Below are 16,005 nucleotides of genomic sequence, written 5' to 3' on the forward strand. Positions count from 1 at the left end.
AATTAAAAAATGATTTTAGCAATTTAAGTATGATCCTATGGACATCGGATAAAAATGATGTATGTCTCGGATGGATTGTCAAAAATTGTAATATTCCATGCGGGCATGGTGTTGGGTCATTGTCGGCGCGAAGAAATCATGATAACTGCGCGATGGTGTGAATAAGCGCTTCAAAATCAACTGGTTAGATGCATTTAAGATGCCGCCGCGCAGGGATTCTGTCGCGGATGAGAAATTTGCTAGCGTATTGTTTTGGTCATATCCTAAAAAAGCCAATAACAAAATCTCTGTGCAATGGCAGCCCTCTCTTCCAAGGAGGGCGAACGGCAAAGGCATCGAATGGATATTTCGCGTCAGGCGTTATTTGGCCGACTCAATCTCACGCTATTCAAGGCGATCGAAAGCGCGACGGCCTTTTGCAAGCTCCGCGGCAACCCGTACGTGGAGCTTGTGCATTGGCTCCACCAACTGCTGCAAGCCCCGGATGGCGACCTGCAGCGGATGCTGCGCCATGCCGGCGCCGACCTGTCCGTGCTGGAAACCGACCTGACCCGCGCGCTGGCCGCGTTGCCTGCCGGCGCCACCTCGATCAGTGACTTTTCGTTCCAGCTTGAGTCGGCGATCGAGCGGGCCTGGGTCTATGCGACGCTTGCTTTTTCCGATGACCACGTGCGCGGCGCCTATCTGCTCGCTGCGCTGCTCAAGACGCCGGAGTTGCGCCGTACGGTGCTGGGCATCTCAAGCCAGTTCGCGAAGGTGCGGCCCGATGACCTGGTGGAAATGGCACCGGCGCTCCTCGCGCAATCGCCTGAGAGCCGTGAAGAGGCTTATGACGGCAGTGGCCTGGCGCCGGCCACACCGGGTGAAGCCAGTGGCGCGACGGCACCTGCCAGTGCCGGCAAGCCCGCCCTGGGCAGGTACTGCCGCGACTTGACCGAGGAGGCACGCGCGGGCCGGCTGGATCCCGTGATCGGCCGCGAGCATGAGATCCGCACCATGACGGACATCCTGCTGCGCCGCCGTCAGAACAATCCGCTCCTGACCGGAGAGGCGGGCGTCGGCAAGACCGCCGTCATCGAGGGGCTGGCACAGGCCATTGCCGCGGGTGAGGTGCCGCCCAGCCTGAAGGACATCAGGCTGCTGAGCCTCGACGTGGGTGCGCTGCTGGCGGGCGCCAGCATGAAGGGCGAGTTCGAAGCGCGGTTGAAGGGCGTGCTTGAGGAAGCTGCCAGATCCCCGACGCCCGTGATCCTGTTCGTCGATGAAGTCCACACGCTGGTTGGCGCCGGTGGCCAGGCCGGCACCGGCGATGCCGCGAACCTGCTCAAACCGGCGCTGGCGCGTGGGGCACTGCGCACGATCGGCGCCACCACCTGGAGCGAATACAAGCGCCACATCGAGAAGGATCCGGCGCTCACCCGCCGCTTTCAGGTGCTGCATGTCATGGAACCGGACGAAGCCAGTGCGGTCGCCATGGTGCGGGGTCTGGTCCGGACGTTCGAGGCGCATCACCAGGTACTGATCCGCGACGAGGCGGTGCGCGCCGCCGTCAGGCTATCGCATCGCTTTATCCCGTCGCGGCAGTTGCCCGACAAGGCGATCAGCCTGCTCGACACCGCTTGTGCACGCGTAGCCTTGTCATTGCATGCGCCCCCGGCAGAAGTCGAACATCTGCGCCACGAACTCGCCGCGGCCGACGCCGAGTGCGCGCTATTGGCCCGGGAAGCCGGCTTTGGCCGGCCGGACGCTGCGCGGATTGAGCTCGCACGGGCTCGGCGCGAGCAGTTCGAAGCCGACCTGGCTTTGGCCTCGGCGCGCTGGGACCGGGTGCGCGGTCTGGCGACCGACCTGGTCGCCCGCCGATACGCACTGGTGCAGTCCGCGTCGGATGAATCGACTGTAGCCGCCCCGGCGCGACGAACCCTGGATGAGCTCGAGGGCCATCTTCATGCCGCGCAAGCGGATGCGCCGCTTGTATACACGGAAGTGGATGAACGCGTGGTCGCTGCAATCGTCGCCGACTGGACCGGTATCCCGGTTGGGCGCATGGTCGCGGACGAGGTGGCAACCGTGATGCAGTTGCCGCAGACACTTGGCGAACGCGTGATCGGGCAAGGCCATGCGCTGATCCAGCTCGGGGAGCGCGTCACGACCGCCCGCGCACAACTGACTGACCCCAATAAGCCGGTCGGGGTCTTCCTGCTGGCAGGCCCGTCGGGCGTTGGCAAGACCGAGACTGCGCTGGCGTTGGCCGACGCGCTGTACGGCGGTGAGCAAAACCTCATCACCATCAACCTCTCGGAATTCCAGGAGCCGCATACCGTCTCGACGCTCAAGGGCGCGCCGCCGGGTTATGTCGGCTACGGCGAAGGGGGCGTACTGACCGAAGCGGTGCGCCGCCGGCCCTACAGCGTGGTGTTGCTCGACGAGGTCGAGAAGGCCCATGCCGATATCCACGAAGTCTTCTACCAGGTCTTTGACAAAGGCTACATGGAGGATGGCGAGGGGCGCCATATCGACTTCAGGAACACCATCCTGCTGCTCACCAGCAATGCCGGTTCCGAACTGCTGGCAAATCTCTGTGAAGACCCGGCGCTGATGCCGGAGCCCGCCGCACTGCGCGATGCGCTAATGCCCGAGCTGCGCAAGGTGTTCCCGGCGGCGTTCCTCGGGCGGCTGGTAGTCGTGCCATATCTGCCGCTGGCGGCCGAAAACCTTGGCCGCATCGTGCGCCTGCATCTCGATCGCGTGGCGGCGCGCATGCAGCATCAGCACGGCATTGTGCTGACTTACGACGACCCGGTGGTCGAGTTCATCGTGGCGCGCTGTCCGGTCGGCGAGACCGGCGCCCGGCAGCTGATCGGCTTCATTGAGCAGGTCATCCAGCCGCAACTGGCGCGCCTGTGGCTGTTGGCACTGTCCGAGAAGCGCGAGCTCGCGGTGATCGCGATCCGCGTCGCCGACAGCGCGCCTGCCGGGCTCGCCTACCACACCGAATACCGCGCTGGCCACGATGCCGTTGTGCCGGAGTGTCCCGAGGCCGGCTCGGCGTGACGCCGACCGGCATGTCCATGTAACCCGCAGGGGAAATCCATGTCTGTTGTGAACAGTTCGCAGAAATTCATCGCGCGCAACCGCGCGCCGCGCGTGCAGATCGAGTACGACGTCGAAGTTTATGGCTCGGAGAAGCGCATCGAGCTGCCCTTCGTGATGGGCGTGCTGGCCGACCTGTCGGGCAAGCCGGCCGAGCCGCTGCCGGCGGTCGCCGATCGCAAGTTTCTTGAGATCGATATCGACAACTTCGACGAGCGCATGAAGGCCATGAAGCCGCGCGTGGCGTTTGCGGTGCCCAACACGCTGTCCGACGATGGCCAACTCATGGTCGACATGACATTCGAGAGCATCGAGGATTTCTCGCCCGCGGCGGTAGCCGGCAAGGTCGATGCGCTCAGGCAATTGCTCGAAGCCCGCACCCAGCTCGCCAACCTGCAGACCTACATGGATGGCAAGTCGGGCGCCGAATCGCTGATCAACCAGTTGCTGCAGGATCCCGCGCTGCTGCAGTCGCTTGCCAAGGCGCCCAAGCCCAGGGCCGGCGACGACGAACTTCAGTCGCCGCAGTCCTGAATGGATCGGCTACTTGCCTACCTGAACCACCTCATCAAGCAAGGAATCCATGGCCTCCGCCCAACAAGCACAACAGCAAGCGCTCGCGAGCGCTGACCATTCCGACTTCGCCGCGCTGATCAGCCGCGAATTTTCGCCCAAGACCGACCAGGCCCGCGAGGCCGTCGATCTCGCCGTCAAGACGCTGGCCGAGCAGGCGCTCGCCAGCTCGTTCACCATGAGCGATGATGCCTACAAGAGCATCGAAGCCATCATCGGCGCCATCGACAAGAAGCTCTCCGAGCAGATCAACCTGATCCTGCACCATGAGGACTTCCAGAAGCTGGAGTCCGCCTGGCGCGGCCTGCACCACCTGGTCTCAAACACCGAAACCGACGACAAGCTGCGCATCCGCGTGATGGATGTGTCCAAGGAAGAGCTGCGCCGGACCCTGCGCCGCTACAAGGGCATCGGCTGGGACCAAAGCCCGTTCTTCAAGCGCATCTATGAGGAAGAGTACGGCCAGCTTGGTGGCGAGCCCTACGGCTGCCTGGTGGCCGACTACTACTTCGACCACACGCCGCCAGACGTCGAACTCCTTGGCTCGCTCGCCAAGATCTCGGCAGCGGCTCACGCCCCGTTCATTGCCGGCGCCTCGCCGTCTGTGCTGCAGATGGATTCGTGGCAGGAACTGGCCAATCCGCGTGATCTGTCCAAGATATTCCAGAACCTGGAATACGCGCCGTGGAACAGCCTGCGCAACTCGGAAGATGCCCGCTATGTCGGCCTCGCCATGCCGCGCTTCCTGTCGCGCCTTCCCTACGGCATCAAGACCAATCCGGTCGATGAGTTTGACTTCGAGGAAGACACCGACGGTGCGGATCACCGCAAGTACGTGTGGAGCAATGCCGCCTACGCCATGGCGGTCAACATCAACCGCTCGTTCAAGCTCTATGGCTGGTGCACCCTGATCCGAGGCGTCGAAAGCGGCGGCGTGGTCGAGAACCTGCCGTGCCACACCTTCCCGACCGACGATGGCGGCATCGACATGAAGTGCCCGACCGAGATCGCCATCTCGGATCGCCGTGAAGCTGAACTGTCGAAGAACGGCTTCATCTCGCTGGTGCACCGCAAGAACACCGACTATGCAGCTTTCATCGGCGCCCAGTCGATGCAGAAGCCAGTCGAGTACTACGACGCTGATGCGACCGCCAACGCCAACCTCTCGGCACGCCTGCCGTACCTGTTCGCCTGCTCGCGCTTTGCCCATTACCTGAAGTGCATCGTGCGCGACAAGATCGGCGCCTTCAAGGAGCGCGAGGACATGCAGCGCTGGCTCAACGAATGGATCATGAACTACGTCGATGCCGACCCGGCCAACTCGTCGCAGGAGACCAAGGCGCGCCGACCGCTGGCGGCAGCCGAGGTGGTCGTCGAGGAACTGGAAGGCAACCCCGGCTACTACAGCGCCAAGTTCTTCCTGCGTCCGCACTTCCAGCTCGAGGGCCTGACCGTCTCGCTGCGGCTGGTGGCGCGCCTGCCGTCGGTCAAGGACGCCGCCTGAGCGTCGCTCAGGCGTTGAAACGTACCGGTAGTTCCACGCCGAGGTATTGCGCCCCTTAGCTAATTTGGGGACGCGGCCCTGGTTGTGGCTCTTGTCTGCAGTACCTGTCTTTACGTCAAGGAGTTTTGCAATGGCACAGGACATTTTCCTGAAGATCAACGGCATCGACGGCGAGTCGCAGGATTCGTCGCACAAGAACGAAGTCGAAGTACTGGCCTGGGACTGGAGCATCGAGCAGCAGTCCACCATGCACGCGGGCAGTGGCGGCGGCGCCGGCAAGGCGACCGTGTCGGACCTGTCCTTCGAGCATTTCATCGATCGCGCATCGCCCAACCTGATGAAGTACTGCCTGACCGGCAAGCACATCAACGAAGCCGTGCTGGTGGTGCGCAAGGCCGGCGGCAATCCGCTCGAATACCTGAAGCTCACCATGACCGACGTGATCGTCACCAGGGTGAGCCCCAAGGGTTCGGTGGATGACGAAGTACGCATGCGCGAGAAGGTGGCGCCGTCGTTTTCCAAGGTGAAGCAGGAGTACGTGGTGCAGAACGCCCAGGGCGGCAGCGGTGGCGCCGTGACCGCGGGTTACGACATCAAGGGCAACAAGGAAGCCTGATTGTCATGGCTGGCCTCGCCGGCTACCAGTGTTGAAGCTGGCGAGGCCAAGGAGTCTGGCACTGACCGAGTGCGGAATCCATGCGGATGACAACGGCCCGACTCTGAGCAGCCGTTAAAGAGATGACCTTATGAGTGCGCTAAACAATCTGAAAAACCTGGCCGTTGGGCGGAATCGCACCGTCAGCGTCTCCAGCGCGGCGATTCCCGACCTGTTGGGGCAGCCCCAGCTGGAGTTCGTGAGGCTCTCAGGTCATGAGGGATTGAGCGAACTCTTCACCTACAAGGTAGACCTGCGTGCGGTCTCGCCTGCCGCGGAACAGTATCTTGCGGAGGCCGATCCCGATGCGATGATCGGCCGCGAGATGACCGTCACCATCGAGCTCGATGGCATGGGCACCGGCCTGCTGGGTGGGGTAGGGGCTGGGCATCGCGAGATCACCGGTGTCATCTCCGATATCGAACATGTCGGCGGCGTTGCGGAGAATCGCTTGTACCGGTTCACGCTGCGCCCCTGGCTGTGGCTGGCGACGCAGACGTCCGACTTCAAGCCTTTCCAGAAGAAGACGGTGATTGAGATTCTTGACGAGGTGCTTGCGGACTACCCGTTCTCGGTGGAGAAGCGCCTCGATACATCGGTCTATCCGAAGCTCGCCTGGGAGGTGCAGCATGGAGAGACCGATGCGCATTTCATCCAGCGGCTGACCGAGGAGTATGGCATTACCTACTTCTTCGAGCATGACGGCGGACACCATCGGCTGATCCTGGCCGCCGAATCGGGAGCATATCGCCAGTTCCCCAGCGAGGCCTATCACACGCTGCCCATCTATCCGCGTGGCTTCAAGATCGACCAGGAACATCTGGTCCGCTTCGATCCGGTCAACCGGCTGCGCACGGGCAAGGTGACGCTGAACGACTACGATCCGCGCAAGCCGCGCGCGAATCTGACCACCGACAACACCCAGCCGCGCGATACCAGCTTCGCCGATTTCGAGCGCTACGAGCACCCGGGCGACTATGTCGATCCGGCGGTGGGCGAGATGCGGGCGAGGATTCGCATGGAGGAACGCCGCTCACGCGGCCGGCGCGCACGTGGCGCGGGTGCGCTGCGCGGGGTGGCGGCGGGCTGCACCTACCTGGTGAGCAATCACAGCAACCCGGCGATGAACCGCGAGTTTCTGGTGACCGGTGCGACGCTGGACCTGGAGGATGTCGGCGGCGAATCCGGCAGCGGGCAACAGTTTTCGTGCCGCGTTTCGTTTGAAGCGCACCCCACTGATGAAGTCTTTCGCCCCCCGCGCACGGTCGGCAAACCACGCGTGGCTGGCGTGCAGCGAGCGGTGGTGACCGGCCCGAAGAACCAGGAGATCTGGTGCAACGACCACGGCAACGTGATCATTCAATTCGAATGGGACCGCTACGGGAAGTACGACGAGAACTCGTCGCCATGGATTCGGGTGGTCAATGGCTGGTCGGGCGACCAGTTCGGCGCGATGCACATTCCGCGGATCAGGCAGGAGGTCATTGTGGCGTTCATCAACGGCGATCCGGACTGTCCGGTGATTGTCGGGCGGGCGCCGAACCAGCTCAATCTGCCGCCGTGGTTATTGCCCCACCAGCAGTCGTTGTCGGGCTTTCGGAGCCGCGAATTCGCAGACGGGAGTGGCAAGGGTGGTGGCCGCGCGAACAAGATGATCGCGGACGATACGCCGGGGCAACCGCAGGCACAAATCGGCTCGGACTACCAGGCGTCGGAGCTGGCGCTCGGCCATATCGTCGATATCCCCGGCAATGCCGGTCGCACGGACAAACGTGGCGAGGGATTTGAGCTTCGTACGGACGCCTGGGGTGCCTTGCGCGCCAGCCTCGGCATGCTGGTCAGCACTTATCCGCGCGAGTCTGGCGACGACTATGCGCTTAGCATGGGAGCGGTGGTTGACGGCCTGCGGGAGAGCGCCAGAGAGGCCGATCAACTGATCGACGCCGGCAGGACAGTCGAAGCCCATGATGGGGAGCCTGCGGCCGTGTCCAAGATCCTTGCCAAGCAAGTGGACGCGATGCTGGGAGAAGGCCGCCTCAAGGAGCTGACCTCGCCGCACCTGGTTCTCGCCAGCCCAGCGGGAATCATCCAGGCCACGCCGGGATCAAGCCATACGCGCAGCGGCGGACACGCTGCCGTGACCGCCGGACAACATATCTCCCTGACCGCCGGGGGCGGCCTGTTCGCCAATGTCCGCAAGGCGTGGCGGGTGTTTGTTCATGAAGCAGGGATCAGGCTGGTAGCTGCTTCCGATGACATCGACATCCACGCCCTCAGGAACTCGGTCAACTTGCTCGCAAAGCTGAAGATCACCTTGACAGGCGAGCGGATCGAAATCAGCGCCGAAAAGGAACTGCGGCTCTCCGGTGGCGGCAGTGCGATCGTGCTTAACGGCAATATCAATGAGTACACGCCCGGCGGCCACACCATCCATGCCGCAAGCAAATCCAAATCGGGTCCGCGCAGCATGCCGGTGGAATTCGAGACAAAGTCGCTTTGTATTGAATGCCTGCTCAAGGCTGCCAAGAGCAATGCCGCACTGGTTCTGCGTTGATGTCCGGGATGGCTGCCATGACTGAATCGATGCCTCTGTATGTGCTCGCCGATGGCGCGCAGTTTCCCGCTAACGTTGCCTCTCTGGTGGCGCAGGCTCCGGAGTGCCGGAACGTGTATGCCGGAATGCCGGAAGAGCGGGCGGAGAGCGCGTCGCTGTTCCTGGCGCGCGTCGGCGAGGGCCAGCCGGCGTGGATGACAGAGCTGGATCGACTGGATCAGCAGATGCCGTGCATCTCATTGATCCTGAGCGATGCCGGCATCGACGCCATGGCGATGCATCTGCAGCAGTTTCTGATTGCCGACCTGGGCGACAAGATGTCTGCGCTGGTGCGCTACTTCGATCCGCGCAATCTCGCTGCCTTCCTGAACGTTTTTGGTCCGGAGCTTGCCGAGAAGTTGACGCGGCCTATGTATCAATGGAAGTACCGCGGGCACTCGCGGAAGTGGAACGGCATAAACGGTGGCGCTGAGTACACCGCAGTGCAGGACGCCCCGGTGGCCATCAGCCTGGATCAGCGGCAACAGGATTACCTGATTGCTCACTGCGAGCCGGATCAGGTGCTGTTCAGCCTGATTCAAGGCGGCGTAGTCGCCGGCGCAGGGCTATATGCGGAGCGCTTTGAAGACTTGCTGCATCGATATCGGCGCGTTGCAGCCTGGGGGCTCACGGAGACGATGTGTCGGCTGCGGTATTGCGAGTACAGCTATCGGTATGGGTTCGATTTCGACGAGCACCCGGAGGTGCGGACGGCGCTGGAAGCGAGATGGCGCGAAGGCGGTTCGTTCATTGAAAGCGTTGACGCATTGCCGGATCACGTATGGACGGAGTTGCTGCATAAGCGCCAGCGTGGTGCCGGACACAACGGTGAGTGAAATGTGCGTACAGCGTTGGCTGGCAGAGATGTCCGAAGCCCGGGGACTGGCTAGGACGCGAGGGTGGTTCATTGAGAGGAGATGCGTCGCGATGAGGACCCGGGAGATATGCCGTGCGCTGGTGGCCTTGCTAGTACTGGCCCTTGCGGCTTCACTGCAGGCGTGCAAGGAGCGTACTGCAGTGCCCGCCGAAGCTCGCGATGTGCCGGCCCTCGCCGATCAGAACGTAGTGAACCCAGGCGGCGTAAGCGGGCTGAACTACACGCCTCACTATATCGTGGGCTTCGGCATCGCCGGTGAGAACGGCATGAGCGGGGGCGGCCCCAACATCTGGCGCGCAGAAGGTGACGGCCCTGCCGGGGGAGGGGCGGAGACGTGCTGTATCGGCATTCCGGAAGTATGGAAGCCAGACATGAAGATAACGATCCGCTGGGAGGTGGAGAAGGTTCCGGATGGCAAGACGCCAGGGATTCACTACATGGCAGTTGCGAAGGTTCCGCAGTACTCAAGAGACACTGGCGGCATGTGGGCGATTTTCTTGCCAAATGATCGAGTCAAGGTGATGGTGAATGATGGGAATGCCAGCGGCCACAACAGCCTCAACGTGCGGCCCGGCGACGATGATCCGTACGTCGCTCAGGGGGTGGTGGACGAACCGGCGAACCGCGAGGCTGCAGGGCGCCGCTGCAAGTATCCCGTGCTACCGACAGATTGCCCTGCAGGGAGAGCGAAATGAGCGCACCGCGTTGGCCGAAGAAGATGCCGAAGTCCGATGGACTGGCTGAGAAGCGAGGGCGGTTCATCGACAGTAGGCACATCGCGATGAGGTTCCGGATGACAAGTCGTGCGCTGGTGGCCCTGGTCATGCTGGCTGTGGTGGCGGCACTGCCGGCGTGTACGGAGCGTACTGCAGTCCCCGCCGAAGCTCGTGATGCTTCGGTGCTTGCCGACCAGAACGTGGTGAACCCAGGCGGTGTGCGCGGACTGAACTACACGCCCCACTATATCGTGGGCTTCGGCATCACCGGTGAAAACGGCATGAGCGGGGGCGGCCCCAACATCTGGCGCGCAGAAGGCGACGGCCCCGCAGGTGGGGGAAAGGAAACATGTTGCATCGGCATTCCGGAAGTATGGAAGCCGGACATGAAGATAACGATCCGCTGGGAGGTGGAGAAGGTTCCGGATGGCAAGACGCCGGGGATTCACTACATGGCAGTTGCGAAGGTTCCGCAGTACTCAAGAGACACTGGCGGCATGTGGGCGATTTTCTTGCCAAATGATCGAGTCAAGGTGATGGTGAATGATGGGAATGCCAGCGGCCACAACAGCCTCAACGTGCGGCCCGGCGACGATGATCCGTACGTCGCTCAGGGGGTGGTGGACGAACCGGCGAACCGCGAGGCTGCAGAGCGCCGCTGCAAGTATCCCGTGCTACCGACAGATTGCCCTGCAGGGAGAGCGAAATGAGCGTACTACGTTGGCCAAAGAAGATGCCGAAGTCCGATGGACTGGCTGAGAGCGAGGGTGGTTCATCGACAGTAGGGACATCGCGATGAGGTTCCGGATGACAAGTCGTGCGCTGGTGGCCCTGGTCATGCTGGCTGTGGTGGCAGCATTGCCGGCGTGTACGGAGCGTACTGCAGCCCCCGCCGAAGCTCGCGCTGCCTCGGTGCTTGCCGATCAGAACGTGGTGAATCCAGGGGGCGTAAGTGGGCTGAATTACACGCCTTACTACATTGCGGGCTTTGGCATCAGCGGAGAGAACGGGATGAGCGGGGGAGGGCCGAACATCATGCCCGCAGCCGATGAGCGGCCGGCAGGCGGCGGGAAGGAAACGTGCTGCATCGGCATACCGGAGGTGTGGCAGCCCGGAATGAAGATCACGATCCGGTGGGAGGTCGACAAGGTGATGGACGGAAAGGCCGAGACCGTGCATTACAAGGCGTTCGGCGAGATTCCTCAGTACTCAAGGGAGACAGGAGGTATGTGGGCGATATTTTTGCCTAACGATCGAGTCAAGGTGATCGTGAATGATGGAAACGCCAGTGGCTACAACAGCCTAAACATCCGACCTGACGACGGCGATCCATACGTAGTGCAGGGCAAGGTGGATGAAGAGGCCAATCGCGAGGCGGCGGAGCGTCTCTGCAAGTATCCGGTGTTGCCGACAGACTGTCCCGAAAGGAGAGCGAAATGAGCATACTACGTTGGCCAAAGAAGATGCCGAAGTCCGATGGACTGGCTGAGAAGCGAGGGTGGCTCATTGACAGTAGGCACGTCGCGATGAGGTTCCGGACGACAAGTCGTGCGCTGATGGCCCTGGTCATGCTGGCTGTGATGGCGGCACTGCCGGCGTGTACGGAGCGTACTGCAGTTCCCGCAGAAGCTCGTGATGCTTCGGTGCTTGCCGACCAGAACGTGGTGAACCCAGGCGGTGTGCGCGGACTGAACTACACGCCCCACTATATCGTGGGCTTCGGCATCACCGGCGACAACGGCATGAGCGGAGGCGGTCCCAACATCTGGCGCGCAGAAGGCGACGGCCCTGCCGGGGGAGGGGCAGAGACGTGCTGTATCGGCATTCCGGAAGTATGGAAGCCAGACATGAAGGTAACAATCCGCTGGGAGGTGGAGAAGGTTCCGGACGGCAAGACGCCGGGGATTCACTACATGGCAGAAGCCAGGATTCCTCAGTATGCAAGAGAGACGTCAGGCATGTGGGCAATCTTCTTGCCAAATGATCGGGTGAAAGTAATGGTCCGGGACGGGAATGCGAACGGGCACAACAGTGTCGAGACTCACCCTTCAGATGATGACCCTTATGTTGTACAGGGCGTGGTGGATAAAGAGGCTAATCGTGAGGCCGCGGAGCGCCGTTGCAAATTTCCGACGCTGCCAACCGATTGCCCTGCGGGGAGAGTGAGATGAACGTACTGCGCTGGCCGAAGAGGACTCCGGAGACGGAGACTGGTCGCCTGCCCGACAGTGCTGAGGCCTATAGCCTGGGTTGCGGCAAGGTAGCCGATCCACAGTGCAGCTGCGAGAGGACGCTGCATATCAGCCTCTTCTTCGATGGCACTAACAATAACGATGACGTCAAGAATCCTTGGCGCGATGCGAAAAGCCAATCGCATACAAACGTCGCGCGGTTGTTCACCGCTGCGATAGACCGACACGAGCAGGATGTCTTCAAGTACTACATTGCTGGCGTTGGCACGCCGTTTCCCGAACTGGGGGAGGAAACATATGGCACATCGGGAAAGTCCTTTGCAGTAGGCTTTTCCAAACGCTGTGCCTGGGCGTACACGCGGGTGATGATTGCAATATACGAATCGATTCTGGGAACCAAGGAAGCGGTGCTGATGAGCGATCCTGAAGCACGCCGAATTTGTGAAGCGCTCGACGTCGGGAGAGCTTCGCCGGATTTGATGCGGCGAGAGAGCATGCTGAGCGCTGCACAGCAGAACCGCAAGGACGATGGCCAGCGCAACCGCGTCGTCAAGAGGGCGTGGATCAACGTCTTCGGCTTCTCGCGTGGCGCCGCCGAGGCCCGCGTCTTCGTGAACAAACTCATGAAGGAATGGGCACCGGATGAAAAGATCGTCGGCAGCATTCCCTATGAGGTGAACTTCGTCGGTCTGTTCGATACCGTGGCCTCGGTCGGGCCGCCCGATTCCGTCAATAGTGTGATCAAGTCCGACAAGTTCGATGGACACTTCGCATGGGCCATGAGCGGGAATCTGAACATCCCGGCCGCGGTCAAGCGTTGCGTGCATTTCTTCTCCATCCACGAACAGCGCATGAGCTTCCCGCTGGACACCGTGCGCATGGGCAATAGCTACCCGCAGAACGCAGCCAGGCTGCTTGAAGTCGCCTATCCTGGCGTGCATTCTGACGTAGGCGGCGGCTATGTTGCGGGGGAGCAGGGCAAGGCGCGCCTGGGGGATTCCGACAAGCTGAGTCGGATTCCGCTGCACGACATGTATATCGAGGCGCTGAAGGCTGGTGTCCCCTTGTTGCTGCATGACAAGATCAAGGAGTCCGCCCAGCTGACCGGGGATTTCCAGATAACGCCGGACGTTGCCAAGGCATTCAACGCCTGGCTGGACAAGGTCATCCCCATCAGAACCGTGGAAGACGCCATGGAGTTCGGCATGCGCCAGAACCTGATGTGGCGGACCTTGCGCGCGCGAATTGGGACCGGGAGCTATCTTGCCAATCAACCCTTCTTTGCCGCCTGCCGGCAAGACAAGCTCACCCCGAATCAGGTCGAGAAGGAGCACAAGAAGGTGGCGAAGCAGGACGATGTATTGCAACGCCTTCGACGCGAACAGCAGGATCTGATGCGCGAAAGCGGAGAGATCGCCTCTGAGGTGGAGAGTGCTGGCTATCGTGGAGACATCAAAGCCATGCTCGCCGGTTCGGCGCAGATGCGGGCTGTACAAGCGAAGTTGGTTTCCAAGCGACTGGAGATTCAGCGCCGGGAAGAGGTGCTCTATGCGCAGGTTGCGGGCAAGAAGCCGGAGGACGCCCGGCCGGGCGAAGGCGCGGACGAGATCGTCACCAATGACCAGACTGATTTGCTGGAAGGCGCGGAGGACTTTCGTCTTCTGCTGGCATCGCTGCATCCGGATCAACGTGACAAATGGCAGGCCAGCATCAAGACGATTTCTCGGCCAGCGACGCTTGGTCAGGTCGCGAAGGGACTCCCATTCGGCATTGCGGGTCCAATTCTCACTAGTACGGCCGGAGCCATGACGAACTCTGGCCCACACCTGTGTGTCTTGCGCCAGAATCGTCCGGCCTCGGACTCCAGCCTGGTCGCTCTTGTGAAGTCGGACGTCCGCGTGATGTACGCAGCAATCGCGGCTTATGCACCCGAGGACGACGTGGTGCTGGAGCATGCCCCGGAAATGGGGGACTACCTGCGCAAGTGGACGTCTGCAGCCGCTGTGGACCAGTTCGCCATTCAGGAGAAGGCGGCGATCAAGCTGTTCGACGACTACATCCACGACAGCCGGGCGTGGTTCCGGGTCCCGAATTTCCATGAGTACGCACCAGGCGGCTACGGCTGGGCGCGGACGTTTTTCGTTGGCAACGATACCCGGGTGCGTCACCTCGGCATCACGATGCCAGGCACGCTTGACGCCATGCGCGACGCGGCCAATGCCGTCGAGAAGAAGGTCAGGGCTACTCGCGATGCAACGCTTGATGCCGTGGGCGATGCTGCAGCAAAGGGCGTCGACGCGATCCTGGACGGCGCGGCGGCAGAAGGAAGACGCGTTCTCGAGAAAGTCTTGCCGACCAGCTTCCCAGTTCCACGCCTGTAGCCAGGCCCAGGCGACGGCAAATGCATCGTGCTTTCCCGATCCTATTCACTCACCAGCCTATCTATCCATGACCATGCACCACAACTCACAACAACCCTCCTTCGCCTTTGTCGCAGCATCCTGGTCGGCGCTGCTTGCTGGCTTTCTGGCATTCCTGATCGGCCTGTTCAATGCCGATATGCAACTGAATGAGCGCGGCTACTACTTCACCGTGCTGGTCTACGGCCTGTTCGCCGCTGTTTCGGTCCAGAAGAGCGTGCGCGACAGACTCGAGGGCGTTCCCGTGACGGGCATCTACTACGGTTTGAGTTGGCTCTCGGTCATTCTGGCGGTGCTGTTGCTTTGTGTCGGCTTGTTCAATGCAACGCTGGCCCTGAGTGAGAAGGGCTTCTATGGCATGTCGTTCGCACTGGCACTGTTCGGCGCCATTGCGGTGCAGAAGAACACGCGCGACATCCAGGCGGCCAGGCCGACCATCATCGAGCCGGAGTTGTTCCGTCTCCAGGAGGATGGCGCAAGCAAGCAGACCGATGCCTGATGGCTGAGGACGATATCAACGGTCGCGTCCATGCGGCAGGGCTGGCAACACCATCTTCAGAAGAATCCATGGAAATACTCGGCTATATCTGCCAGGGCGATACAGCGACCTGTGGCGCGACAGTGGAAGAGGGATCGCCGCAGGACACTGCTGACGGCGGTCGCGCTTATACCTTCCAGGGGGCGCGCATGCGCTGTGACAAGGCGTGCGTGATCGTGGGCGGCGTGCGCGGTTCCACATTGTCAAATGGCCGACCTCAGGTCGTGCATGGCATGTTGACCAGCAACGGCTGTAGCTTGATCTCCAAACTCAATGGGACGGACGGTGAACGCGTTTGAGCAGCGCCGGACGGCAGATCCGGGATGCCGGCGGCGCAGGGCTCTGTGCCGCCTGGCCGGGATCCTCTGGCTGACAGGGGTGGTACTCGTCGGATGCTCCACGGCACCTGCCAGGAACGAGCAGATGAGGCTTGATCTGGCCATGCTGGCCAAAGACACCGTCAACCCCGATGACAAGGGGCGGGCGTCGCCGGTCCTGGTTCGTGTGTACGAACTCAAGACGGAAAACGCCTTCGAGAATGCCGACTACTTCACGCTCGAAAAGGCTGACAAGACGCTGCTGACGCAGGATCTGCTGGTGCGCGACGAGTTCATTCTCCGCCCCGGCGAATCTCGTGACATCGAGCGCAAGCTCAATCCGGACACGCAGGCATTGGGGTTCCTGGTCGGGTACAGGGAGCTTGGCAAGGCGACATGGAGAGCGGTCTACAAGTTGCCCCCCGCCCCTGAGGCCGCGTGGTATCGCGCGGCCATCCCCGCACGCAAGATCAAGCTGCAAGTCTCGTTGGACCAGCAGTCCATTACCATTTCCAAACGTGATTGAA

Annotated in this window: 14 protein-coding genes; all 14 read left to right on the top strand. The window is 61.7% G+C overall.

Features of this window, described 5'->3' with window-relative positions:
- The first annotated feature begins 339 nt into the window (after positions 1-339).
- Complete coding sequence (gene tssH, locus AC3WON_RS16210; RefSeq protein WP_492352254.1) at positions 340-3,054, top strand: type VI secretion system ATPase TssH; 2,715 nt, start codon at positions 340-342, stop codon at positions 3,052-3,054.
- 39 nt (positions 3,055-3,093) lie between these two features.
- Entirely contained in the window at positions 3,094-3,627 is a 534-nt protein-coding gene (tssB, locus tag AC3WON_RS16215) for a type VI secretion system contractile sheath small subunit (RefSeq protein ID WP_492340235.1), read from the top strand.
- Positions 3,628-3,676: 49 nt separating this feature from the next.
- Complete coding sequence (gene tssC, locus AC3WON_RS16220) at positions 3,677-5,170, top strand: type VI secretion system contractile sheath large subunit (RefSeq protein ID WP_492352255.1); 1,494 nt, start codon at positions 3,677-3,679, stop codon at positions 5,168-5,170.
- Positions 5,171-5,300: 130 nt separating this feature from the next.
- On the top strand, positions 5,301-5,786 hold the full coding sequence (locus AC3WON_RS16225) for an Hcp family type VI secretion system effector (RefSeq protein WP_492352256.1): 486 nt from the start codon (positions 5,301-5,303) through the stop codon (positions 5,784-5,786).
- 130 nt (positions 5,787-5,916) lie between these two features.
- Entirely contained in the window at positions 5,917-8,379 is a 2,463-nt protein-coding gene (locus tag AC3WON_RS16230) for a type VI secretion system Vgr family protein (protein WP_492352257.1), read from the top strand.
- Positions 8,380-8,396: 17 nt separating this feature from the next.
- Positions 8,397-9,254, top strand: a complete 858-nt coding sequence (locus AC3WON_RS16235) for a DUF4123 domain-containing protein (protein WP_492352258.1) — start codon at positions 8,397-8,399, stop codon at positions 9,252-9,254.
- Between the two features lie 181 nt (positions 9,255-9,435).
- Positions 9,436-9,990 carry a DUF3304 domain-containing protein gene (locus AC3WON_RS16240; protein WP_492317572.1) on the top strand — a complete coding sequence of 185 codons (555 nt, stop codon included), beginning with the start codon at positions 9,436-9,438 and terminating at the stop codon, positions 9,988-9,990.
- Positions 9,987-10,721: a DUF3304 domain-containing protein gene (locus AC3WON_RS16245; RefSeq protein WP_492340237.1), complete on the top strand. Its 735-nt coding sequence runs from the start codon at positions 9,987-9,989 to the stop codon at positions 10,719-10,721. The genes AC3WON_RS16240 and AC3WON_RS16245 overlap by 4 nt, the downstream gene beginning before the upstream one ends.
- Before the next feature lie 97 nt (positions 10,722-10,818).
- A complete protein-coding gene (locus AC3WON_RS16250) occupies positions 10,819-11,451 on the top strand; it encodes a DUF3304 domain-containing protein (protein WP_492340238.1) in 633 nt (210 codons plus the stop codon).
- Complete coding sequence (locus AC3WON_RS16255; RefSeq protein WP_492340239.1) at positions 11,448-12,182, top strand: DUF3304 domain-containing protein; 735 nt, start codon at positions 11,448-11,450, stop codon at positions 12,180-12,182. The genes AC3WON_RS16250 and AC3WON_RS16255 overlap by 4 nt, the downstream gene beginning before the upstream one ends.
- Positions 12,179-14,584 carry a T6SS phospholipase effector Tle1-like catalytic domain-containing protein gene (locus AC3WON_RS16260; protein WP_492352259.1) on the top strand — a complete coding sequence of 802 codons (2,406 nt, stop codon included), beginning with the start codon at positions 12,179-12,181 and terminating at the stop codon, positions 14,582-14,584. Before AC3WON_RS16255 ends, AC3WON_RS16260 begins: the two co-directional genes overlap by 4 nt.
- Before the next feature lie 67 nt (positions 14,585-14,651).
- A complete protein-coding gene (gene yiaA, locus AC3WON_RS16265) occupies positions 14,652-15,122 on the top strand; it encodes an inner membrane protein YiaA (RefSeq protein ID WP_492317570.1) in 471 nt (156 codons plus the stop codon).
- The gene (locus AC3WON_RS16270) at positions 15,122-15,460 is read left to right on the top strand and encodes a PAAR domain-containing protein (protein WP_492317569.1); all 339 of its coding nucleotides are present in this window, start codon (positions 15,122-15,124) and stop codon (positions 15,458-15,460) included. The genes yiaA and AC3WON_RS16270 overlap by 1 nt, the downstream gene beginning before the upstream one ends.
- Positions 15,447-16,004, top strand: coding sequence for a type VI secretion system lipoprotein TssJ (gene tssJ / locus AC3WON_RS16275; RefSeq protein WP_492317568.1), 558 nt, complete (start codon positions 15,447-15,449; stop codon positions 16,002-16,004). Before AC3WON_RS16270 ends, tssJ begins: the two co-directional genes overlap by 14 nt.
- Position 16,005 lies beyond the last annotated feature (1 nt).

The sequence above is a fragment of the Cupriavidus sp. FW305-46 genome (genome assembly GCF_058787075.1).